The 22,896-nt window shown below is 51.5% G+C and carries 14 protein-coding genes, 1 tRNA gene, 2 rRNA genes and 1 riboswitch; of the genes, 11 read left to right on the forward strand and 6 right to left on the reverse strand.

Annotated features, from left to right (window positions below; all coding sequences use genetic code 11):
* Positions 1-145 precede the first annotated feature (145 nt).
* From rrf (L4C36_RS03695) to metA, 4 genes are all read left to right on the forward strand, one after another.
* Positions 146-261 (forward strand): 5S ribosomal RNA (gene rrf, locus L4C36_RS03695).
* Between the two features lie 48 nt (positions 262-309).
* Positions 310-385: transfer RNA gene (locus L4C36_RS03700), tRNA-Thr, on the forward strand.
* Between the two features lie 8 nt (positions 386-393).
* A 5S ribosomal RNA gene (gene rrf, locus L4C36_RS03705) occupies positions 394-509 on the forward strand.
* Positions 510-762: 253 nt separating this feature from the next.
* Positions 763-1,704 carry a homoserine O-succinyltransferase MetA gene (gene metA / locus L4C36_RS03710; protein ID WP_428476440.1) on the forward strand — a complete coding sequence of 314 codons (942 nt, stop codon included), beginning with the start codon at positions 763-765 and terminating at the stop codon, positions 1,702-1,704.
* Positions 1,705-1,792: 88 nt separating this feature from the next.
* Here metA and L4C36_RS03715 read toward each other — a convergent pair whose 3' ends face one another.
* The gene (locus tag L4C36_RS03715; RefSeq protein WP_428476441.1) at positions 1,793-3,076 is read right to left on the reverse strand and encodes a cation:proton antiporter; all 1,284 of its coding nucleotides are present in this window, start codon (positions 3,074-3,076) and stop codon (positions 1,793-1,795) included.
* A 196-nt stretch (positions 3,077-3,272) separates the two neighbouring features.
* On the opposite strand from L4C36_RS03715, the gene metH reads away from it, so the two are divergent.
* Positions 3,273-6,947 carry a methionine synthase gene (gene metH / locus L4C36_RS03720; RefSeq protein WP_428476442.1) on the forward strand — a complete coding sequence of 1,225 codons (3,675 nt, stop codon included), beginning with the start codon at positions 3,273-3,275 and terminating at the stop codon, positions 6,945-6,947.
* A gap of 122 nt (positions 6,948-7,069) precedes the next feature.
* On the opposite strand, the gene lysC is transcribed toward metH, so the two are convergent.
* Positions 7,070-8,449 (reverse strand): lysine-sensitive aspartokinase 3, encoded by a 1,380-nt coding sequence (lysC, locus tag L4C36_RS03725; protein ID WP_428476443.1) that lies wholly within the window; start codon positions 8,447-8,449, stop codon positions 7,070-7,072.
* A gap of 110 nt (positions 8,450-8,559) precedes the next feature.
* A riboswitch (Lysine riboswitch) is annotated at positions 8,560-8,750 on the reverse strand.
* Between the two features lie 281 nt (positions 8,751-9,031).
* Here lysC and L4C36_RS03730 point away from each other — a divergent pair.
* Positions 9,032-10,150, forward strand: coding sequence for a pyridoxal-phosphate-dependent aminotransferase family protein (locus tag L4C36_RS03730; RefSeq protein ID WP_428476444.1), 1,119 nt, complete (start codon positions 9,032-9,034; stop codon positions 10,148-10,150).
* A 53-nt stretch (positions 10,151-10,203) separates the two neighbouring features.
* Here L4C36_RS03730 and L4C36_RS03735 read toward each other — a convergent pair whose 3' ends face one another.
* Both L4C36_RS03735 and uvrA read right to left on the reverse strand, forming a co-directional pair.
* Positions 10,204-11,943: a PglL family O-oligosaccharyltransferase gene (locus tag L4C36_RS03735; protein ID WP_428476445.1), complete on the reverse strand. Its 1,740-nt coding sequence runs from the start codon at positions 11,941-11,943 to the stop codon at positions 10,204-10,206.
* A 96-nt stretch (positions 11,944-12,039) separates the two neighbouring features.
* Complete coding sequence (gene uvrA / locus L4C36_RS03740) at positions 12,040-14,883, reverse strand: excinuclease ABC subunit UvrA (protein WP_428476446.1); 2,844 nt, start codon at positions 14,881-14,883, stop codon at positions 12,040-12,042.
* 280 nt (positions 14,884-15,163) lie between these two features.
* On the opposite strand from uvrA, the gene L4C36_RS03745 reads away from it, so the two are divergent.
* Positions 15,164-15,736 (forward strand): single-stranded DNA-binding protein, encoded by a 573-nt coding sequence (locus L4C36_RS03745; RefSeq protein WP_428476447.1) that lies wholly within the window; start codon positions 15,164-15,166, stop codon positions 15,734-15,736.
* A 108-nt stretch (positions 15,737-15,844) separates the two neighbouring features.
* On the opposite strand, the gene L4C36_RS03750 is transcribed toward L4C36_RS03745, so the two are convergent.
* Positions 15,845-17,062 carry a putative manganese transporter gene (locus L4C36_RS03750; protein WP_428476448.1) on the reverse strand — a complete coding sequence of 406 codons (1,218 nt, stop codon included), beginning with the start codon at positions 17,060-17,062 and terminating at the stop codon, positions 15,845-15,847.
* 94 nt (positions 17,063-17,156) lie between these two features.
* A complete protein-coding gene (locus tag L4C36_RS03755) occupies positions 17,157-18,044 on the reverse strand; it encodes a LysR family transcriptional regulator (protein WP_428476449.1) in 888 nt (295 codons plus the stop codon).
* 263 nt (positions 18,045-18,307) lie between these two features.
* Between L4C36_RS03755 and csrD the strand changes: the two genes are divergently transcribed.
* The 4 genes from csrD (at position 18,308) to L4C36_RS03775 (ending at position 22,881) form a co-directional block, all read left to right on the forward strand.
* Positions 18,308-20,275, forward strand: a complete 1,968-nt coding sequence (gene csrD / locus L4C36_RS03760) for an RNase E specificity factor CsrD (RefSeq protein WP_428476450.1) — start codon at positions 18,308-18,310, stop codon at positions 20,273-20,275.
* Between the two features lie 140 nt (positions 20,276-20,415).
* Complete coding sequence (locus L4C36_RS03765) at positions 20,416-21,900, forward strand: PilN domain-containing protein (protein ID WP_428476451.1); 1,485 nt, start codon at positions 20,416-20,418, stop codon at positions 21,898-21,900.
* A complete protein-coding gene (locus L4C36_RS03770) occupies positions 21,897-22,538 on the forward strand; it encodes an MSHA biogenesis protein MshJ (protein ID WP_428476452.1) in 642 nt (213 codons plus the stop codon). Before L4C36_RS03765 ends, L4C36_RS03770 begins: the two co-directional genes overlap by 4 nt.
* A complete protein-coding gene (locus L4C36_RS03775; protein WP_428476453.1) occupies positions 22,531-22,881 on the forward strand; it encodes an MSHA biogenesis protein MshK in 351 nt (116 codons plus the stop codon). The genes L4C36_RS03770 and L4C36_RS03775 overlap by 8 nt, the downstream gene beginning before the upstream one ends.
* Positions 22,882-22,896 lie beyond the last annotated feature (15 nt).

Genomic DNA, 22,896 nt, shown 5'->3' on the forward strand with positions numbered 1-22,896 from the left:
GGCTTAACCATACAACACCCAAGGGGTTTTATCTCGCAAGAGACGACGGACTCCACAAACACTTGAATCGTGTATTGAGAACAAAACTAGTTAACTTTTCCAGATTGCTATTTACGGCCATGAGGCGGTAAATAAACCGAATTTGCTTGGCGACCATAGCGTTATGGACCCACCTGATCCCATGCCGAACTCAGTAGTGAAACGTAACAGCGCCGATGGTAGTGTGGGGTCTCCCCATGTGAGAGTAGGACATCGCCAGGCTTCAAATTTTGAAATTGGTCTTTGACGAATTTCGACACGTAATTGTGTGCTGGTATGGCTCAGTTGGTAGAGCGCACCCTTGGTAAGGGTGAGGTCCCCAGTTCGAATCTGGGTACTAGCACCATCTATTTTTTCAGCGACAATAGCACAATGGTACCACCTGATCCCATGCCGAACTCAGTAGTGAAACGTTGTAGCGCCGATGGTAGTGTGGGGCCTCCCCATGTGAGAGTAGGACATTGCTGAATACCTCTTTAAAACCCAGCCTTCGGCTGGGTTTTTTCATTTCTGCTCTTTGCGTTTTCCTCCCTATTGCTCGGTTTTTATTATCGCCTCATTAAGTTTCTTCATCATATCTCCTCTTCCCATCAATTCTTTTTACCTTGTTTTCCTTGCATGTGACTGCAAACTCTTATAGTTTTATTTGGATATCTGGACGTCTAAACTTCTTATGTCGTTTATCTGTCGTCATTGGGTTCTATGTTTAAGGAGTAAACTCAGATGCCAATTAAGATCCCGGATCGCCTTCCTGCGACTGATGTCTTACGTAGCGAAAACATCTTTGTGATGTCTGAAGCGCGTGCTGCCAGTCAGGAAATTCGTCCGCTGAAAGTCCTGCTATTAAACCTCATGCCAAAGAAGATTGAGACGGAAACCCAATTTCTTCGTTTGCTTTCCAATAGCCCATTGCAGGTTGATGTTGAATTACTACGTATTGATAATCGACCGACAAAAAACACGCCGACAGAGCATCTGGATACTTTTTATCGTCAGTTTGAGATGGTAAAAGAACGCAACTTTGATGGCCTGATCGTCACGGGAGCCCCACTGGGCTTGGTCCAATTTGAAGATGTGTTGTATTGGGAAGAAATTCAAACCATCATGGCGTGGGCAAAAGAGCATGTCACCTCGACACTCTTTGTGTGTTGGGCTGCACAGGCGGGACTGAAGTTACTCTATGATTTGCCCAAGCGAACACGCAAAAGCAAACTCTCGGGTATCTATACTCACCGTTCTTTGGATTGTCACCACCCTTTGCTGCGTGGTTTTGATGATTCATTCTTAGCGCCGCATTCGCGTTATGCAGACTTTTCGCCAGAATACCTACAGCAACATACGGATTTGGATATTCTCGCCACCTCCGCGCAAGCAGGGGTATATCTGGCATCGACTAAAGACAAACGCAATGTGTTTGTGACGGGTCACCCTGAGTATGATGTGGATACCTTACACAATGAATATATGCGGGATATGGGGGAGGGGATGGAACCGATGATCCCAGTGAACTATTATCCGGATGATGACCCTGAGCAAGCACCGATTGCGAGTTGGCGTAGTCATGGGCATCTGCTGTTTGCGAATTGGTTGAATTACTGTGTTTACCAGCAGACACCGTATGATTTGGACCGCTTCTCCGAAGCGAACTTTACCAAAGATGAATAGCACGACATTGCTAAGATGAAGATGAGAAAAAGGCCTGTTGAGACAGGCCTTTGTTTTATCTGTGTATAGAGGGAGGATGCTTATATGATCAATGCGGCTGTTTGGCTTCCCATGCTTTAGCTTTATTGATCAGCGGCACAATGGTGGAGCCTTGGATCAAAATAGAAAACACCACTACCGAGTAGGTCATCACCAGAATGATTTCCCGCACATCAATGTTCTTTTCTGGGATGACCATAACGCCTGCGGGGATCGCCATTGCCATCGCCAGCGCAAGGCCTCCACGTAGTCCCCCCCAAGTTAAAATCCTAATGGAATACGGATTATAGTCGCGGTAGCGTTGAAAGCCGACATAGGCCAGTTTCACGCTCAGATAGCGACCTAACAGAACCAATGGAACCGCCAGTACCATCAAGATCCAATCTTCATGGTGGAAAGTAAAGAGCAGCATGCTCATCCCGATAAGCAAGAACAGCACTCCATTGAGAAATTCATCCACGAGCTCCCAAAAATGATCGAGATGCGCTTCGCTTTCTTTGGAAAAGCCAATGTAGCGTGTCCAGTTACCGATCATGATCCCCGCGACGACCATGGCCAATGGGCCAGACACATGGATGACGTCGGCCAAGGCATAGCCGGCTGTTGGGATCCCTAATGTCAGTAGTAATTCCATGGAATGGTCATTGGTGGCACAGATCAGGTAATGGAAGAGTAGCCCGAGTACAAAGCCATAAATAATGCCGCCAATCGCTTCCTGTAGGAATAATTGTCCGACCCCCATGACCGTTGGGGTATGGTCACCAAACGCAATCGTGAAAAGGGTGACGAAAATGACCAACCCGAAGCCGTCGTTAAATAAGGACTCCCCTTCTATTTGGGTTGAAATGCGTTTTGGCGCGTGGAGTTTTTTGACAATGGCAAGCACAGCGATGGGATCCGTGGGAGAGATCAGGGCACCAAACAACAGGCAGTAGATGAACCCTAAGGGGATGCCGATGAGCTGACAAATGCCCCATAGCGCCCCACCAATAAAGAAGGTCGAGAACAATGTTGCACCGAGCGCCAATGTGGTGATTTCCCACTTTTGATCTTCAAGGTGAGGCAGTTTGATCCCCAGGCCGCCAGCAAAGAGCAAGAAACCTAAGATCCCTTTTAAGAGAAAGTCTTCAAAATTGATTTCAGTTAGGTGTTCGGCGGCAATGGTATCGAGATGGAACCAGCCACTTTGACCGGCGATGATGATAATGAGAGAAAGGATCAATGCGCCAGCAGTAATGGCGATAGTGGTCTGCATTTTTCCTATTTTGCTATTAACAAACGCAATGAGCATTGCAGCGGCGGCAAGAAAACAGAGGGTGCTGTAGACTGACATTCCGTGACCTCTAGGTGGAAGCTAAGTAAAGCATTTAATTGTAATAAAATATAAATCCATCCTATACCGATAGCCATGATTAATTTATCGATACTTTGCATTATTTATTCCATGAGACATACGATAGACGTCTAGATTTCCATTCTTGCTATGGTAGGATGTGAAATAGCTGTAACATTAAAGAAGGATGAATGTGGTGTTGACGAGCAAGGATGTACTTAAAAAGCGGATAAATGAGCAGATCTTGATCATTGATGGTGGCATGGGCACCATGATCCAGGGCTATAAGTTGGAGGAGCAGGATTACCGTGGCACACGCTTCGCGGATTGGCCTTCCGATCTCAAAGGGAACAACGATTTACTGGTTTTGACCCAGCCGCAACTTATTCAAGATATTCATATCGCCTACCTTGAAGCCGGGGCGGATATCCTTGAAACCAACACCTTCAACGCGACCACCATTGCGATGGCGGATTACGACATGGAAAGTCTGAGCGCCGAAATTAACTTGGTGGCCGCGCAGTTAGCCCGTGCCGCCGCCGATGAATGGACGGCAAAAACGCCGGACAAACCGCGTTTTGTCGCCGGTGTATTAGGCCCGACGAACCGTACTTGCTCTATCTCTCCGGATGTGAACGATCCCGGTTACCGTAATGTCACATTTGATGAACTGGTGCAGGCCTACTCGGAATCCACGCATGCCTTGATCCAAGGTGGCGCCGATCTTATCTTGATCGAAACCATTTTTGACACCCTTAACGCCAAAGCCTGTACCTTTGCGGTCGAAACCGTCTTTGATGAGCTGGGTTATAGCTTACCTGTGATGATTTCCGGCACCATTACCGACGCCTCCGGCCGTACGCTTTCTGGTCAAACCACCGAAGCCTTTTATAACGCCTTGCGCCATGTTAAGCCGATTTCTATTGGCCTTAACTGTGCCTTAGGGCCGGATGAATTACGCCCTTATGTCGCCGAATTATCGCGTATCTCTGAATATGCCGTCTCTGCGCACCCCAATGCTGGTTTGCCGAATGCGTTTGGTGAGTATGATTTGTCGCCGGAAGACATGGCTGAACATGTGAAAGAGTGGGCGGAAAGCGGCTTTCTTAATTTGATTGGTGGCTGTTGTGGGACCACACCCGAGCACATTCGTCAGATGCATGCCGTAACAAAAGATATTGTACCGCGAGCGTTACCCGAGATCCGCGTGGCTTGTCGCTTGTCTGGGCTTGAACCGCTGACCATTGAAAAAGACAGCCTGTTTATCAACGTGGGTGAGCGGACCAATGTGACCGGTTCGGCGCGTTTTAAGCGGCTCATCAAAGAAGAGTTGTACGACGAAGCGTTGGAAGTGGCGCGTCAACAGGTGGAAAACGGCGCGCAAATCATCGATATCAATATGGATGAAGGCATGCTGGATGCCGAAGCGGCGATGGTGCGTTTCTTAAACTTGTGTGCGACAGAGCCGGAAATCGCGAAAGTCCCTATCATGGTCGACTCCTCCAAATGGGAGGTGATAGAAGCCGGTCTGAAGTGTATTCAAGGCAAAGGGATCGTTAACTCCATCTCTTTGAAAGAAGGTAAAACCAAGTTTATTGAACAAGCCTCGTTGATCCGCCGCTATGGCGCGGCTGTTATCGTGATGGCGTTTGATGAGGTCGGGCAGGCTGATACCCGTGAACGGAAACTGGAAATCTGTACCAATGCGTATCGGATCCTTGTGGATGAAGTGGGCTTTCCGCCTGAAGATATTATTTTTGACCCGAATATCTTTGCGGTCGCGACCGGGATTGATGAACACAACAACTACGCCGTCGACTTCATTGAAGCCGTTGCCGACATTAAGCGTGATTTGCCCCATGCGATGATTTCCGGTGGGGTCTCTAACGTTTCTTTCTCTTTCCGTGGTAACAATTACGTGCGGGAAGCCATTCATGCCGTGTTCCTCTACCACTGTTTTAAGCACGGGATGGACATGGGGATCGTCAATGCCGGTCAGCTTGAGGTCTACGATAATGTGCCCGCTAAACTGCGTGAAGCGGTGGAAGACGTGGTACTGAATCGACGCGATGACAGCACGGAACGTTTACTTGATATTGCCGCTGAATATGCCGGTAAAGACGTCGGTAAAGAAACCGATGCGTCAGCTTTAGAATGGCGAACGTGGCCGGTAGAGAAGCGGTTAGAGCATGCGTTGGTGAAAGGGATCACCGAATTCATTGTGGCAGATACTGAAGAAGCTCGTGTGAATGCGGACAAACCGTTGTCGGTCATTGAAGGACCGTTGATGGATGGCATGAATGTGGTCGGTGATTTGTTTGGTGAAGGGAAGATGTTCCTGCCGCAAGTCGTTAAATCGGCGCGTGTTATGAAACAAGCCGTTGCCCATTTAGAGCCTTTTATTAATGCGACGAAAGACGTTGGTTCCACCAATGGCAAAATATTATTAGCGACAGTCAAAGGTGATGTGCACGACATCGGTAAGAACATTGTCGGCGTGGTATTGCAGTGTAATAACTACGAAATCATCGATCTTGGGGTCATGGTGCCGTGTGAAAAGATCCTCAAAGTGGCGGTTGAGGAAAACGTCGACATCATTGGCTTGTCTGGCTTGATCACGCCGTCATTAGATGAAATGGTGCATGTGGCCAAAGAGATGGAGCGACTGGGCTTTGATTTACCGCTGTTGATTGGCGGTGCAACAACGTCAAAAGCCCATACCGCGGTGAAGATTGAGCAAAATTACCGTCATCCTGTGGTGTATGTGAATAATGCTTCACGTGCCGTCGGTGTTTGTTCCTCTTTGCTGTCGGAAACACTCAAGCCGGGCTTTGTAGAAAAACTGCAAGCTGATTATGACGTGGTGCGAGAACAGCATGCCCGGAAACGACCGCGCACCAAGCCTGTGACACTGGAAGCAGCACGAGCCAATAAGGTCGTGATTGACTGGGCTGGCTATACGCCACCGGCACCTGCCAAGCCGGGGATCCATGTATTTGATGAGGTTGATGCGGCTATTTTACGTCCTTATATCGATTGGACGCCTTTCTTCATGACATGGTCGCTGATGGGTAAATACCCTGCGATTTTCGATCATGAAGAGGTTGGGGAAGAAGCACAACGCCTGTTTAAAGACGCCAATGATCTGCTGGATCGTGTAATACAAGAAGGCTTACTCAAGGTACGCGGTATGTGTGGGCTGTTCCCTGCCGCCAATGTCGGTGACGACATCGAGGTGTATACCGATGAGTCACGCACGACGGTCGCGAAAGTGCTGTATAACCTGCGCCAGCAAACCCAGAAACCTAAAGGCTATAACTATTGCTTGTCGGATTACATTGCGCCGAAAGACAGTGGGAAGTTGGATTGGGTCGGTGGGTTTGCTGTCACTGGCGGCGTGGGCGAGCGTGAGTTAGCAGACGCCTATAAAGCAGCGGGGGATGACTATAACGCCATCATGATCCAGGCCGTGGCTGATCGCTTAGCAGAAGCTTTTGCTGAATATCTCCATGAGCAGGTACGTAAAGACATCTGGGGCTATGCGCCGAATGAAAACCTCAGTAACGACGCCTTGATCCGTGAGAAATACCAAGGGATCCGCCCGGCACCGGGTTACCCCGCTTGTCCAGAGCACACCGAAAAAGGCAGCTTGTGGGAATTACTAAACGTGGAAGAAACTATCGGAATGTCACTGACCTCCAGTTACGCAATGTGGCCGGGTGCGTCGGTGTCGGGGTGGTATTTTTCCCACCCAGATTCCCGTTACTTCGCGATTGCGCAGATCCAGCCGGATCAGCGTGACAGCTATGCGGATCGTAAAGGTTGGGATATGTTGGAAGCAGAGAAATGGCTGGGTCCGAACTTGTCTTAACGGCAGGCGTATCAAACCATGGTGGTGCGTTCAGGTATCCCCGTTTTGGTATAAGGCCGATATGAATCGTGTATAAAAAAGGCGCTCAGTGAGCGCCTTTTTTTATGTCGAATAACGAAGGATTATTCAAACAAGGTGTGGTGCAGTGTTCTTACCACATCGCGTGATTCTTCAGTATTAACCAAGAAACACAGGTTATGGGCACTGGCACCAAAACAGATCATGCGTGGGCTGTATTGCTCGAGCGCACCAAACACTTGCGTCGCAGCGCCTGGGGCGTCGCCTAGTTTATTACCGATCAGCGCGATTAAGCAGAGGTTTTGTTCCACTTCCACACGGCACAACTTGCTCAGTTCAGCGGTCGCGGCAGCCGGTAAATTAGGGGCACCGCCGCAGGTGTCGGTTTGATCCAGCGTCAGTGACACGCTGACCTCAGAGGTGGTGATCAAATCCACAGAGACTTTATGCTCGGCCAAAATGCGGAAAACTTCGGATAAGAAGCCGTAGGCCTGGAACATTTTTAAACTGGTTAGCGTGACCATGGTTTGGTTACAACGCAATGCCAATGCTCGGAATTTCGGCGGGGCAGTGACGTGTTGACGGATCCACGTACCGCCTTGTTCCGGTGCTTTAGATGAACCAATAAAGACCGGGATCTTTTGACGTACTGCCGGAAGCAGCGTTGATGGATGCAGGATCTTTGCGCCAAAATTTGCCATTTCAGAGGCTTCACTGAAGCTGATCTCTTTGATGGGTTTGGCATTGGCGGTAATGCGCGGATCGGTGCTGTACATGCCAGGGACGTCTGTCCAGATCTCTAACGTCTCAGCTTGAATGGCTTCGGCAACCAGTGCGGCACTGTAGTCACTGCCACCGCGACCGAGGGTCGTGGTTTGGCCGTGTTCATTGGCCCCAATGAAGCCTTGAGAAACGACAATCGACTCACTGAGCAACGGTTGCATGCGCTGTGTGGCTAACTGACGAATAGCATCAATATCGGGGATAGCTTTTCCATATTGGCTGTCGGTACGCAGAATGTGGCGAATATCGAAACGTGCAGCACTTGCGCCCATTTCATTGAGAATTTGGGTAAAAAGATGCGTAGAAAGCAGTTCGCCATGGGCAACCAACTGGTCGGTCAATTGCTTGGAAGGGGTATGCGAGGCGTGCTTGGCCAAGTCTGCGACTTGATCTAGCAGTTGTTGGATCTCACCCGAAATCGTTTCGGGGTGCGCCAGTTCATTCAGAATAGACTGATGAATAGTATGAAGTTGTTGTAGCCGCTCTGAGCGCTGCTCGTTATCGGCAATTCCATTTGCTAACTCAACCAGCAGATTGGTAACACCGGAGCATGCACTGATTAAAACCACTTTAGCTTGTGGGTTATTTTTAATAATGCTAGCACTACGGCTCATGGCGGCATGATCGGCTACGCTGGTGCCGCCAAATTTCGCTACAGTGATCGGCGGAGGAACAGTAAAGTTATTATCAACAAAGCTCACAACGAGTCTCCCAGTAAGATAGTAGAAAGTCTAATACAAAGGGGGATGACTCGGGATCAAGATCCCGACAAGTGTCAGGGGAATCTAGCAGTCAGATCTTGGTAGATGGCATGACCAGAAGCTCCCCACCTTTCTCGGTCATAGTCATGAGAAAGGTGACAGCCAGAAGGATTCAACCTTCATAGCCGATATGCCATGCCCCCTGTCATGCCATATCTCGGCGTTACTCCCCCTCTCAAGATTGCGTTGGGGTGGGGCCCCGCAATCATCGATACCTGGGTAACGCTCCTCTTCTGTTTTCACCGGATGTGCAGGTCAGCGTGTGTGCTGAATCTCAGTGCCATCTGGATGAACAAAAAATGTGCTTTATTGAAGCGGATTTGCCTATATCTTGTCAATTCCCTTTAGCAGTTTTTTGCAATTTTTTGCAAAAAACTGTCATAACTGAGTCATAACCTTGTGCGCTTCATCAGTAGATCAACAACCTAGACAGCAGGAACGACGATCAGCTGATATAGTCATTAGGGCATACGGTTCAATCCATACACATCTTTTCATGCAGACCTTCACGGAGGAAATTCCATGACTTTTGGCAGCTTTTACCCCCCTCAGCGTACGTTAATGGGCCCCGGCCCGTCGGACATCTCTCCGCAAGTGTTACAGGCGTTAAGTCGCCCGACGATTGGCCACCTTGACCCGCTGTTTATTGGCATGATGGATGAGCTGAAACAATTGCTGCAATATGCCTTTCAAACAGCGAACCCGTTTACGATTGCAGTCTCGGCGCCGGGCAGTGCTGGGATGGAAGCCTGTTTTGTGAATTTGGTCGAGCCGGGCGACACCGTGATTGTGTGTCGTAACGGTGTATTTGGCGATCGCATGCGGGAGAATGTCGAGCGTTGTGGTGGTATCGCCGTCATGGTGGATAACGCATGGGGTGAAGCCGTGGATCCGGCTTTGGTCGCCGAGGCGTTAACGACCCATCCGGAGGCGAAGATTGTTGCGTTTGTTCACGCTGAAACCTCCACGGGCGCATTGAGCGATGCCGAGGCGATTGCCAAGTTAGCACGCCAGCATGATTGCCTGACCATTGTGGATGCCGTGACCTCGCTCGGTGGTGTACCGTTGTTGGTGGATGAGTGGCAATTGGATGCGGTGTATTCCGGTAGCCAGAAATGCCTGTCGTGCGTACCGGGGCTGTCTCCACTGACGTTTTCGGCACGGGCGATTGAGAAAATTCAGGCACGTGAAACCCCCGTACAGAGTTGGTTCCTCGATCAAAGTTTGGTTCTGGGTTATTGGAGCGGAGAAGGTAAACGCAGTTATCACCACACGGCACCGGTGAATAGCTTGTATGCCTTGCATGAAGCCTTGGTGTTGTTAAAGCACGAAGGGCTAGAAAATGCCTGGCAACGTCATCGTGATATGCACCAGGTATTGCGGACAGGTCTCGAACAATTAGGGATCACTTTTGTGGTGGATGAAGCCCACCGTTTACCGCAGTTGAACGCTGTGTATATACCTGAAGGGGTCGATGATGCAGCGATTCGTGCCCAATTGTTGAATGACTACAACCTCGAAATTGGTGCAGGGTTGGGGGTGTTGGCGGGGAAAGCGTGGCGCATTGGCTTAATGGGCTATGCCGCGCGACGTGAAAATGTCGCCTTGTGCTTACGAGCATTGGAAGGCTGCTTGAAATAGCGTTCTGCTCGAACAAAAACGGCTACCTCAGGGTAGCCGTTGTTGTTTGACGATCAGGGTGCCGTTGTTGGTGCTGATTCTGTGGTGAATATCCATGTCGCGGCTTGACTTGGGAACAAGTACAACGCCTCTTGATGGATTTGCGCCGCTTGCGACGTATTACCGAGTGCCAGATAGGCACTGATCAGGTTTTTATACAGATCGGGACGCGGCCAGATTTTGGCTTTTTCTTGCGCCCAGGTGATGTACTCATTGATCATGCCAGCGTTTTGCGTTGCGGTGCCGATCTGCAATTGCGTCAGGTGCAGATCCCATTCAAACCGATTGTGCCACGCCCAAGGGTTATTCACTTTCAGCAGATAATCGACGTTGATAGGACGCGTGGTTTCATATTTTGTCAGTAAGTAACCGGAATACAAGGTCGTGGCCATGTAGCTGGTGATCGCCATCGGCAGCAATAACACCACCATACGCAGCGGCAGCAAGTGTTTGATAGATTTCCGGTAGTACTTGGCCGTCAGGTTATCCACCCAATAGATCAAGATGATGAAAATTAACCAGTGCACCAAGGCGTGGTAGAACGGGTACTCCAGCTGCGTGTGCAGGGTGATCGGGAAAAACAAGCCAACCAATGCGAGTTGGGTGCCTGCACGGGCTTTTTTGACTTTCAGTAACACGGCCGTGGCGGCGATCAACAATGCCAGCAAGGGCACGATGCCGCCTTCTGCGGCCCAAAACGCCAATTCATTATGCGGATGATCAAGTCCCGCCATGCCGGCGGGGCGCGTTGGATCTGCATGGTGCCAGTGCGCCGTTTGCGTTAGGTAGCTGACTTCAAAGGTGCCGTAGCCATAGCCGGTTAACGGCTTATTGAAGAACATATCTACCGCTTGTGGAATGTGCATAGCCCGTGCGCTAACCAAGCTTAAGCGTTCTTCTTGTGGTGACCAGTCGGTACTGCTGCTGAGTGTCCATGAGACAGTCAGGCCCAGTACGACCATCAAGGACCAGATACGCCATTGGGCTTTCGCGCCAAACTGACGTAAGTACGGCAACATCATCAGACTGCCGACAACGGCGGCCAGCCAGCCAGTACGTGAGCTGAGCACGACCAACAGTGGGATGGTGATCACCGGGGTTAGTAACAGATACAGGTGTTGCCACGACCATTTGCCGCGGTACATCGGAATACGCGCCAATAGATAGCCTGACAGGACCAAGCCTGTGGCGAGGAAAGAGGCCATCACATTGGGTTGCTGGAAGATACCGTAAGGGCGGTTAGCCACCGTGTCGTAGCCGATGGGGTTGCCGGGCTCCAGCAGTAAAAATTGCACCCAACCAAACAGTGCTTGGATCCAGACGGCCGCGAGGATCAGCCATAACAAGCGTTGGCGTTGTTTATGGGTAAAAGCAAACTGTTGCAGTCCGACGAAAAAGAGCCATCCCGCCCACAGTCCCAGAATACGCGGTAAGGCTTCTTCACTGACCGCTTGTGGATAGAAAAGGGGCAATGACAACAGCACGCAGCAGACAAACAGTGCCACGGTGAGTCGCGAATAACGCCAGACGTGTTGACGGAATATTTCTAACAGACCAAAGGTGATGGCGAAACCAAACGGGATCCAACTCAAGGCGTTAAAAGAGAGTTCCAGCCCCGATCCGCCAGGATTGTGCTGAAAATAGTGCATGGTGAACAAGAACAGAATGCCGAGTGAAACCAGAAAGGGTTTCACCATGGGTTTACTGATCCCTTTCTCTGCCAGTGTGGTGCCTTTGACATAGAGCACAGTCATTGTGGGTCCCTGTGAAAGTGAAATGAGAGAGCCGCCATCAAAATAAAACCGGGCCTGATAGCGGCCCGGTGCGTGGAGGTCTTATTATCTTGCGGATTATTGTACTGACGTTCCGCCTTGCAGCAAAGGTTTCAGGAAACGAGCTGTGTGCGATCCCTCGACATTTGCCACTTGTTCAGGCGTGCCTGTTGCAATGATTTCACCGCCGCCACTGCCGCCTTCCGGCCCCAGATCGATGATCCAGTCTGCGGTTTTGATCACATCCAAGTTATGTTCGATCACCACAATGGTGTTGCCGTGGTCGCGCAAACGGTGCAGGACGTTAAGCAGCTGCTGAATATCATGGAAATGCAGACCAGTGGTTGGTTCATCGAGAATGTACAGTGTCTTGCCGGTGTCGCGTTTTGACAGCTCTTTCGCCAGCTTCACCCGTTGCGCTTCCCCGCCCGACAGCGTGGTCGCGGCTTGTCCCAGACGGATGTAGGACAAACCGACATCCATCAAGGTTTGCAGTTTTCGCGCAATGGCCGGCACCGCATCAAAGAAGGCACGGGCGTCTTCCACGGTCAGCTCCAGCACTTCATCAATGGTTTTGCCTTTGTAGCGCACTTCCAGTGTTTCACGGTTATAGCGTTTGCCTTTACACGTATCGCATGACACATACACATCCGGTAGAAAGTGCATTTCCACTTTGATCATGCCGTCACCTTGGCAGGCTTCACAGCGCCCACCTTTGACGTTGAAACTAAAGCGGCCGGGTTTGTAACCCCGGGCACGGGCTTCTTGGGTACCGGAGAACAATTCACGGATCGGCGTAAATATACCGGTATAGGTGGCTGGATTTGAACGCGGCGTACGGCCAATCGGGCTTTGATCGATGTCGATCACCTTATCGCAGTGTTCCAAATCTTGGATTTCACGGTACGGTGCTGCCTGACCGCTGGTGGCACCATTTAGGTGATGGTGCGCGATTTTGAAAAACGTATCGTTGATCAGGGTTGATTTGCCGGACCCAGAGACACCAGTGATACAGGTGAATAAACCGACAGGGATTTCTGCGTCCACGTTTTTCAGGTTATTTCCTGTTGCGCCCAACAGTTTGATTGTGCGCTCAGGATCCATTGGGACGCGCTCGGCAGGAATGGCAATGGCTTTTTCGCCGCTGAGGTACTGGCCGGTCAAGGAGTCTTTGTTCGCGAGAATATCAGCGAGCTTCCCTTCGGCGATAATGTTGCCGCCGTGCACGCCCGCGCCTGGACCGATATCGATGATGTGATCGGCCATGCGGATCGCATCTTCATCGTGTTCTACTACGATCACGGTATTGCCCAGATCTCGCAAGTGGATCAGAGTCTGGAGTAAACGTTCGTTGTCACGCTGGTGGAGACCAATTGACGGCTCATCCAGCACATACATGACCCCAACCAGACCAGCACCTATCTGGCTAGCCAGACGGATACGCTGAGCTTCACCGCCTGATAGGGTATCGGCGCTGCGTGACAGATTCAGATAATTCAGGCCAACATTGATCAAAAAGGTCAGGCGATCCCCGATTTCTTTCAGGATTTTTTCCGCAATTTTGGCTTTTTGTCCCGTTAGGTTGAGTTGGCTAAAGAAGTGAACCGCATCGCTGATGCTCATTTCGCTGACGGTAGGTAAAGGGGTGTCGGCAATGTAGACATTGCGCGCTTCTAGGCGTAAGCGTGAGCCACCACAGCTGCCACAGGGTTTGGTTGACACGAATTTAGACAGCTCTTCGCGCACGGAATTGGATTCGGTTTCGCGATAGCGGCGTTCCATGTTGTTGAGGATCCCCTCGAACGGGTGGCGACGCACGGTAATGTCACCGCGATCATTGATGTATTTAAATTCGATCTCGGTGCGGCCTGAACCACTCAGGATCACGCCCTGCACGGTAGGTGCTAGGCTGTCAAACGGGGCTTCCACGTCAAAGTCGTAATGATCCGCCAGGGATTTGAGCATCTGGAAGTAGTAGAAGTTACGTTTGTCCCAGCCCCGAATGGCCCCGCCCGCTAAGCTGAGTTCGCCATTTTGGATCACGCGGTCAGGATCAAAGAATTGCTGCACCCCCAAGCCATCGCAGGTGCCACAAGCGCCAGCCGGGTTGTTGAACGAGAACAACCGCGGTTCCAGTTCTTGCATGCTGTAGCCACAGTGCGGACAGGCGAAGTTGGCCGAGAACACGATTTCGTCGTGTTCGCCGTCGGTCATCGGGCTGACGACAACGGTGCCGCCAGACAGCTCCAGTGCGGTTTCAAACGATTCGGCTAGGCGCTGTTGTAGATCGTCGCGCACCTTGAAGCGATCCACCACCACTTCAATGGTGTGTTTCTTGTGCAGTTCCAGCGTCGGTGGATCGGACAGATCACAGACTTCCCCGTCAATACGGGCGCGGATATACCCTTGCGCGGCAAGACCCGCCAGTGTTTTTACATGCTCCCCTTTACGGGCTTTCACGATAGGGGCCAGCAGCATCATCTTGCTGCCTTCTGGCAGTTCCAGCACCTTGTCGACCATCTGGCTGACGGTTTGGGCGGCCAGTTCCACGTGGTGGGTTGGGCAGCGCGGTTCACCAACACGGGCGTACAGCAGACGCAGGTAGTCATAGACTTCCGTGATGGTGCCGACGGTCGAACGTGGGTTGTGGGAGGTGGACTTCTGCTCGATGGAAATGGCCGGTGATAAGCCTTCAATGTGGTCGACATCGGGCTTTTCCATCAAGGACAAAAACTGGCGCGCATAGGCGGACAGCGATTCCACATAGCGGCGTTGGCCTTCGGCATACAAGGTATCGAAGGCAAGGGAAGATTTCCCCGATCCCGACAGGCCAGTGATCACGATCAGCTGATCCCGAGGCAGCGTAAGGGAGATGTTCTTGAGGTTGTGGGTACGGGCACCCCTGACTTCGATCTTATCCATATTAGTATGCTTACTATTGACTCATTGGTGAATGCGGCATTATGGCACAGGGCAATAGACCGCGAAAGAAAAAGGCTGTATAAAAACACAGTCAGCTGTATAATTATTGCGCGTAGTTAGGCGAAGGGGGAGACCAAGCGAGGCGGATCATATTTGGTGTTGATTCCTCTCCCTTACCTGTTCTCAACAGGCCGAAGCATGATAGACTGCGCGATTAAGTATAAACTTTCAATAACGGCTCCGTGATCAGCGTGAGTCGGTAATGAGATCGGAGAGAACTATGGCCAGTCGTGGCGTAAACAAAGTTATCCTAGTGGGTAACTTGGGTAATGATCCTGAAATCCGTTACATGCCAAGTGGCGGTGCAGTAGCTAACATCACTGTTGCTACCTCTGAGTCATGGCGTGATAAGAACACCGGCGAACAGCGTGAAAAAACTGAATGGCACCGTGTTGCGCTGTTCGGTAAATTGGCTGAAGTAGCGGGTGAATACCTACGTAAAGGTTCACAGGTTTACATTGAAGGTCAACTACAGACCCGTAAGTGGCAGAACCAGCAAGGCCAAGATCAGTACACGACTGAAATCGTGGTACAGGGCTTCAATGGCGTAATGCAAATGCTAGGCGGCCGTCAGGGCGGTCAAGGTGCCCCAATGGGTGGCCAGCAGCAGCAACAAGGTGGTTGGGGTCAGCCTCAGCAGCCTGCAGCACAGCAGCAGTACAACAACGCGCCGCAGCAGCAGAACAACAATTTTGCGCCAGCGCAGCAGTCTGCACCTCAGCAGCAGCCACAATCGCCTGCACCGCAGTACAACGAACCACCAATGGATTTTGACGACGACATCCCGTTCTAAGTCTTGCCTTTTTTGAAAGTGCAAAAATAGACGCTGTCTGTTAGCAGACATGAAAAAGCCCCGCATCATGCGGGGCTTTTTGCGTGATGGGGGAAAGTAAAAACGCGGTTATTCAAACAAGAAGAAGTAGCCGTAAGCGACGATAATGGCGGGTATCGAAGAGTAGAGGGTAGCCACCAGTGCGGCTTTTGGCGCGAGTGCAATGGCTGGGAACAGCGCATCGCCGTCATTACTGATTGCATTCCCAAGTTGTGCTGACAAAGGAACGGTGCCTGACAAGTACAAGCCGGTCACTAGAATTTGTGGTCCACAACCGGGAAGTAAGCCAATCAATACACCCATCAGCGGCAGTAGCAACAGCCAGTTCGAGAAGACGCTGGCCAGATCAAGCCCGCTCCAGTAGATCGTTAATTCAAACACCAGAAACGCGGCGATCACCCAACTGGTCACAAAGTGGGTGTCTTGCGCGACGCGTTGGAACAGGTTCGCAGTACGGTGTTTCGGATCTTCCGACACGGCAGATTCATAGTCGGTGATATCACGGCTAGTGGCCCACAGCAGCATGGCGATCAGTGCGGCGCCTGCGCCAATCAGGCTGATCGTCTGTGGGGGCAGATGGAAGACGGCATCGACATCCATTTGCAGCGATCCCATGATGGCGATGACACTGGCGGGTAACAGCATCCATTGCCAGAATCGGCCTTGCAGGTGGATCATCGGTTGGTTGGTGTGCCGTTTCGCGGTTGACGCTGACATGGCCGTTGCGTCGTAAGACGGCGCGGGCTCAATACGGGGTGAAGGTCGCAGAAAATCGGTGCCATGCAGGCGGTCGATAAGGCGTCCGCTGATCACCCCCACGACAAAGCCTAAGGCGATGACAAATAGGCCTGTGCTGGGCTCGGCCGCAATCAGCAGGAAGGCGGCATCCCCCATGGTGGCGGTCAGTACGGCCACGACGGCGCCAAAGCTCAGTTTGCCGCGAACAAATTGGGTGATCACCACGATGGCGCCGCCACAGCCGGGCAGGGCCCCCATGGCGGCGGCAAAGACGACTTGCCATCGCGCGCTACTCGCTAACAGGGTGCTGAGCTTGGTCGTCCGTTGGTTCAACTGTGCGGCCAGCGCATGGTAAAGGGTGAGGGTAGCGGCAACATACGCAGCGACTTGCCAGAAAGCATCCGACAAGACCGCAATGGTTAGCGCCCGGGTGCCGGCAGAGGCCGCCAGTAAGGCGATCAGAATGATAGGGAGGATCAGCCGTTTATTGGCTAAGCGGCCTAAAGGTTGGGGTAAATAGTGATTCAGTACTCTTGGTAACGACGCCATTCGAGTTCTCCGAATGTGTTCTGCGCAAAAAGGTGTCACCATTTAAATGTAACTGAGAATCATTATCAACTGTTTTTTGTTATTCCTTATCCTCTCACTCACTCACGGGTTTGGCTTTGGCTTTGATGAAATCAATGAACAGCTTGGTTTTGACGTGGTTGTAGTCCAGCTTCGGGTAATAGGCGTAAGCGGAATTGACTGGCTGGCGTAACGTTGGTAATACCGGCACCAGTAACCCTTTGCTCAGCTCTCGGCGTACCGTGTTTTCCCCGACTAAAATGATCCCCATTCCCGCCACCGCCGCCGCCAATAAAGCTTCCGGGTTTTGCGTGGTGAAATTGCCTTTCAGCCGCAAACGCACGTTATTCTCAAACACGTGTTCTTGCTCATGACCATGGGTGCCAAAGAGCAAACAGTTGTGCTGCATCAATTGTTCTGCCGTTGCAATGCACGGCTTGCCCTCAAGGTAACTGGGCGCCGCGTAAAAGCCCGGCTGGAAATCAAACAGCCGCGTGGCGATATAGCTGGCGGAGTTGAAATCGGTCAGGGTTTTACTGATGAACACATCCAAGTTGAGATCCGGCAGCTGGCCGGGCGTAATGGTGTGCAATTCGACCTGAATATTGGGGTAGGTTTCGATGAATTCCGCCAAATAATGCACCAATAAACGGCTGCCTGTCGCAAGGGGCGCACCAATGCGTAAGACGCCGCTGACATCCCCGTACGTGGAGGTGGTTTCTGCTAATAATTGTTGCCAGTCATCCAGCAGTCGTGCACTGCGTTGGTAGAACAAACGCCCGGCATCGGTCATGGTTAAACTGCGAGTGGTGCGCTTGAGGAGTTGGACACCGAGTTGTTTTTCCAGCCAGGCGAGCCGCTTTGACAATGCGGAACTTGACGTGTTGAGCCGGGTCGCGGCTTGTGCCAGTGAGCCTTGATCGACAACCATGACAAAGCTTTTTGTGCACGTGATCCAGTCCATGTAATCTTGCTTCCCCTCGAAGTACCCGTGGCGTGTGATGACGCCCTGTTGGATGAAGGGCTAACAGTAACATGATTGCTTTACCGCGAAAGTGTTTTTCTCCGCCGTTTAGGGCGTGATGAAAGGGGAAATAGTCGATCTTGGCACTGACATTGTGTGGCAGAGAATGGTATTTTGAAGGCCGTTTCCTGTCCGTATTGAGGCTGACATTGCGCTTTATGCTGTGGGAAGACAGGGATTACATTGACTGATTTTGGCGGACTATGAGAAAAGCATCGGGCATGAAGCTCAGCAACCGGTTGGTTGCCTTCGTTACATTGATTGTGATTTGCGCCATCTTTGTCATTTTCATTGGCGGCGCATTCAGTTTTCGTAAGCTGGGCCAGGATTATCTCACCCATTATTTAGATGGGATCGTCGAGGTGATCGATCAGGAAATGGCCGCGCCCGAGGGGGCGATATCGATGTCCCGTTGGCTGCCCAAATTGTTGAAAGCCAGCAATGTGACCGCGTTGGAAATCGGCAGCGAGACAGGGGTGGTGTATGCCTTCAAAGGGCTGGATAAATTGCCCGATCCCAGCATTCTCCACCACAGTGAATACACCCTCAAACATAACCCCGGCTTTTACGTCCGTCTGCAATCGTTGCCGCCCTATACCGAGTTTGCTTATTCCATCGGGGCGATGTCCTCTATCAGTTTAGCCATTGGGATCATCATTCTGGGGCTGATCTGGGGTGTCGACTGGCTGCGTCGTCAGTTGCACGGTTCAGAGTTATTGGAACAGCGTGGGCGCATGATCTTGGCCGGTCGCGTGGATGACAATGCGATCGGCGACGATCATGAGTGGCCGGGCACCGCCAGCCTAGCCTTGGATCTGATGATCGCCGAGCTCAAAGATGCCCGCCAAGAGCGCAGCCGGTTTGATACCTTCATTCGTACCCACACTTTTTTGGATCAACTGACGGGCGCGGCGAACCGCGTGTTGTTTGATAGCCGCTTGCAATCGATGCTGCAAGATCAGGAAAACCACGGCGCGGTGATTGTGATCCGCATTGCCGACTGGGATGAACTGGTTAGCGATCGGGGCCGTGAAGTGGCCGATGAGCTGATCCAAGATGTCGGGGTGATCCTGTCTAATCTGGTACAGCGCTACCCAGATACCGTGTTAGCCCGTTACTTTGATGCCGAGTTTGCCATTTTGCTGTCCCAGCAATCGGTGAAAGAAGTCAAACTGTTCACCAACCAGATCATGCATGCCCTTGACCGTTTAGTGCCCGCGACGCCGTTAGAACCGGATAACTGGTGTCACATCGGAGTGACCTTCTGCACCAGTGGGGAGCGCCGTGGCCGTGTGATGGATGAAGCCGATATGGCGCTACGCAGCGCGCAGTTGCAAGGCACGAATAGTTGGTATGCGTTCAAGAAAGATCAGCAATTTGAGGATGCACGAGGCAGTGTGCGCTGGCGAACTCTGCTCGATACCATTTTTAATCGGGAAGGCCCTATCTTGTATCAACAGCCGGTTGTCATGTTGGATGAGCAGGTGCTGCACCGTGAATTACTGTCTCGGATCCGGGATGAAAACGGCATCTTGATCAAAGCGTCGCGCTTTATGCGTGCCGTCGAACAAGTCGGGTTCAGTGCCCGCATGGATAAGCTGGTGGTCGCTCAAACCTTGCGGCTGCTCAAGCAAGAGACCGCAACGGATGATCTGTCGGTTAACCTCAGTGTTGAAGCGTTGCTGGATAAATCATTCGTGAAATGGTTGCGTAACGAACTGCTGCAAACGCCACGGACGGTCTTGAACCGTTTATCGTTTGAGATCCCGGAAGGGGCACTGGTGAAACACCTGGATGCCATGCGTCCCATCTCGCGCATGCTGGTGGGCTTGGGCTGTAAATTGGTGGTCGATCAGGCCGGCCGTACCATTGTCAGCACGCACTACATCAAAGACCTTCGGATTGATTACATCAAGCTGCATCGATCTTTGGTGAGAGAAATCAACTTGCGCCAAGAGAATCAGTTATTCGTCAGGAGTATGCTAGGGGCTTGTGCCAATACTGACGCTAAAGTTATTGCCGTTGGGGTCGAAAACGCTAAGGAGTGGTATGTTTTACAGCAGCTGGGTGTCAGTGGTGGACAAGGTCGCTTCTTTGCACCTGAATTATCGGTCGAAAAAAGAACATCTTCTAATGATAAATTACTGAATATGTTTCATAAGCCCTCATAATTGTTCGGTAAATAACGACGAATTCAGGTAAACGCAGATATACTGGCCAAAAACTTGACGTACCTTCCAGTTTTTAGCGGTAAATCACACCTGTTTGTTTCATTGTCGTCGCGAATGCCGAGTTGTTTTAGAAGCCTGAAATGTTATCAATAAAAGTATTAAAGCAGAAAAAGCAATCCTCTGTGGCCGGCATCGCGCTGTTCGCGGATCGGCTGGCCTTGGTTTATCAGGTGGAGGCCGCATGGCTGACCGATGAAGAACCGATCCAAGGGATCACCGAGTGGCCTGAAGCCCTGTGTCGTTTACTCGACCGCCATCCGTTAAAAGGGTACGCCCTGCGCGTGGTACTGGGGCATGGTCTTTATCAGAGTATGCTGATTGATAAGCCGGAACTGCCCCGCGAGGAATACCCGACCGCCTTGCCGTTTCTGGTGCGTGAACTGGTTAATGAATCGCCCCAAGATTTGGTGGCCGATGGCTTTACCGCACCACTGAAAGAACGCCTGCAGGTATTCTGCACCCAACGCCGTCCTCTCGAATTACTTGCGCAAGCCTGCATTGATGCCGGTTACACGTTGTTGTCCGTGTCAGCCGAAGAAGTGGTGTGGGGGCAGTTAACGCACCCACAGCAAAGTCAGTTGCTGCTGCATCGTCGCGGCAATGACAACCTACAATTATCCGCTTTTAAACAACAAAGCCTGTGCTTTCAGCGTCAGTTGCGGGGCTTTGCATCGCCCCTGCTGCCGGTTGATAGCGATCCCGCAATCAATACCGCACTGCAACTTGATGGCTTGGCGCTGGAGTTGCAACGTTCGCTCGATTTCCTCAGCGCGCAATTGCGCGATGCGCCGATCACCCAGTTAGTGATGTCCTGTGATGGGGATGACGATCAATGTTTGGCGCAGGCACTGAGTGAGCGCCTGAGTGTCAACGTCGTTTCCGTGAAGCCGCCCCATGAGGCCTTACACAGCAACGCCTTCCGTATTGCCTATGCCGCAGTGATTGAGCCGGCAGAAAGTGGGATCAATTTTTACAGCGATACGTTACGCCCGAAGGTCGAGATCTTGACCTTCACGAATATGATCATGAGCTGGGGGATTATCGCTGTGGTGCTATCCGGTTATGCCAGCTGGCAGGGGTGGCAGCAACATCAATTGGCGCTACAGAAACGCGATGCTGACTATGAATCAGCACAAGTTCAGTTGCAAGTTCAGCAGACGAAATCGGCACTAACGCAACGCACCCCAAGTGCGTTGAAAATGCAACGCGCCGACCAACTGGCGTTGAAGCTAGCGAGTAAACAAGCTGTGCTGGCGGTGATCAGTCAGTATGACCAGCGTTTACAAGTGGGCTATGCGGCGATGATGCAGCAATTAGCGCAGGTTAAAAGCCCCGATATTGCATTGCAAGCGATTCAAGTGACAGGGTTGCAGTTGAGCTTATCCGGCGTGGCGCGCACGCCAGATGCCGTACCGACGTGGGTACAAAAGTTTCAGCCGTATCCTGCGTTGAATCACCGCCGTTTTAAGCAAATGAACTTGGAACGCAAGCCGGACAACACATTGTCGTTCACACTGCGAGCGGAGGCGGCGTCAACGACAGCCGCAACAGGAATGAAACAATGAAATACTGGCAAGCTTGGAGTGATAAATTTTCCGCCCTGACGCGCAGAGAGCAATGGCTCATCGCCCTGACCGGATGGGTGGGGTTGTTGTCTGTGGGCATACTCGGTGTGATAGAGCCGCAAATGAAGGCGCTCTCACACGAACAAAGTGCCTTGGTGATGCAGCGCAATGCCATTGTCACTCATCGAAATGCGTTGATCGTGCTGGCACGGCAACTTTCTGCCGATCCGAATATGAAAGTGGATCAACGTATCGCGCAAATTCAGCAAGAAAGTGAAGCACTGGACAGTCAACTTGGCGATCGAATCGCCAGTTTAGTGAGTCCTGCTGAGATGACACTTTTTATGGAACAAGTTTTGCATCACTCCTCCCGCTTAGTCTTGCAGAACCTCGTCACCTTGCCGCCCAAAAAACTGTTGGGTGAGGCGAATATGACACAAGACTATTACGTACATCCTTTGCAACTCACCTTTCGTGGGCGGTATTTTGATGTCGTTGCGTATTTGGCTGAGTTAGAAGCGTTGCCGGTGAAATATTATTGGCAAAGTTTGAATTATCAGGTGGAGCACTACCCCTGGGCGACGGTCGAATTGGTGGTATATACCTTGGGTGAAAGTGAGGCGTTCATTGGTGGTTAATCCGGTAAAGCGTGCTGCGACAATGTGCGTGGTGGTGCTAGCGAGTGTATTTACACCGCCCAGCGTTGCACAAGATGATCCGACCGCGCCGTTAAGCTGGCAAGCGCTAACCGCCCCCGTTCGTGCAACGAAGACGGTGCGCTTGCCCCAATTACAAAGCATTGTGTGCCAAGAGACGGTGGCATCGCAGTGCTACGCTATTTTAAATGGCCGCACGCTGGCGCTAGGCGCCCGCATTCAGGGATACACCTTGTCTGCCATCACAGAAGACGAAGTACGGTTAGCGCGCGGTGGTCGTCAGTGGCGACTGCGTTTGTTCGCCGATAACGTCATAACAGAATAGAACGAGAAGTGATTA

The organism is Photobacterium japonica (assembly GCF_050337005.1).
Lineage (GTDB): Bacteria > Pseudomonadota > Gammaproteobacteria > Enterobacterales > Vibrionaceae > Photobacterium > Photobacterium japonica.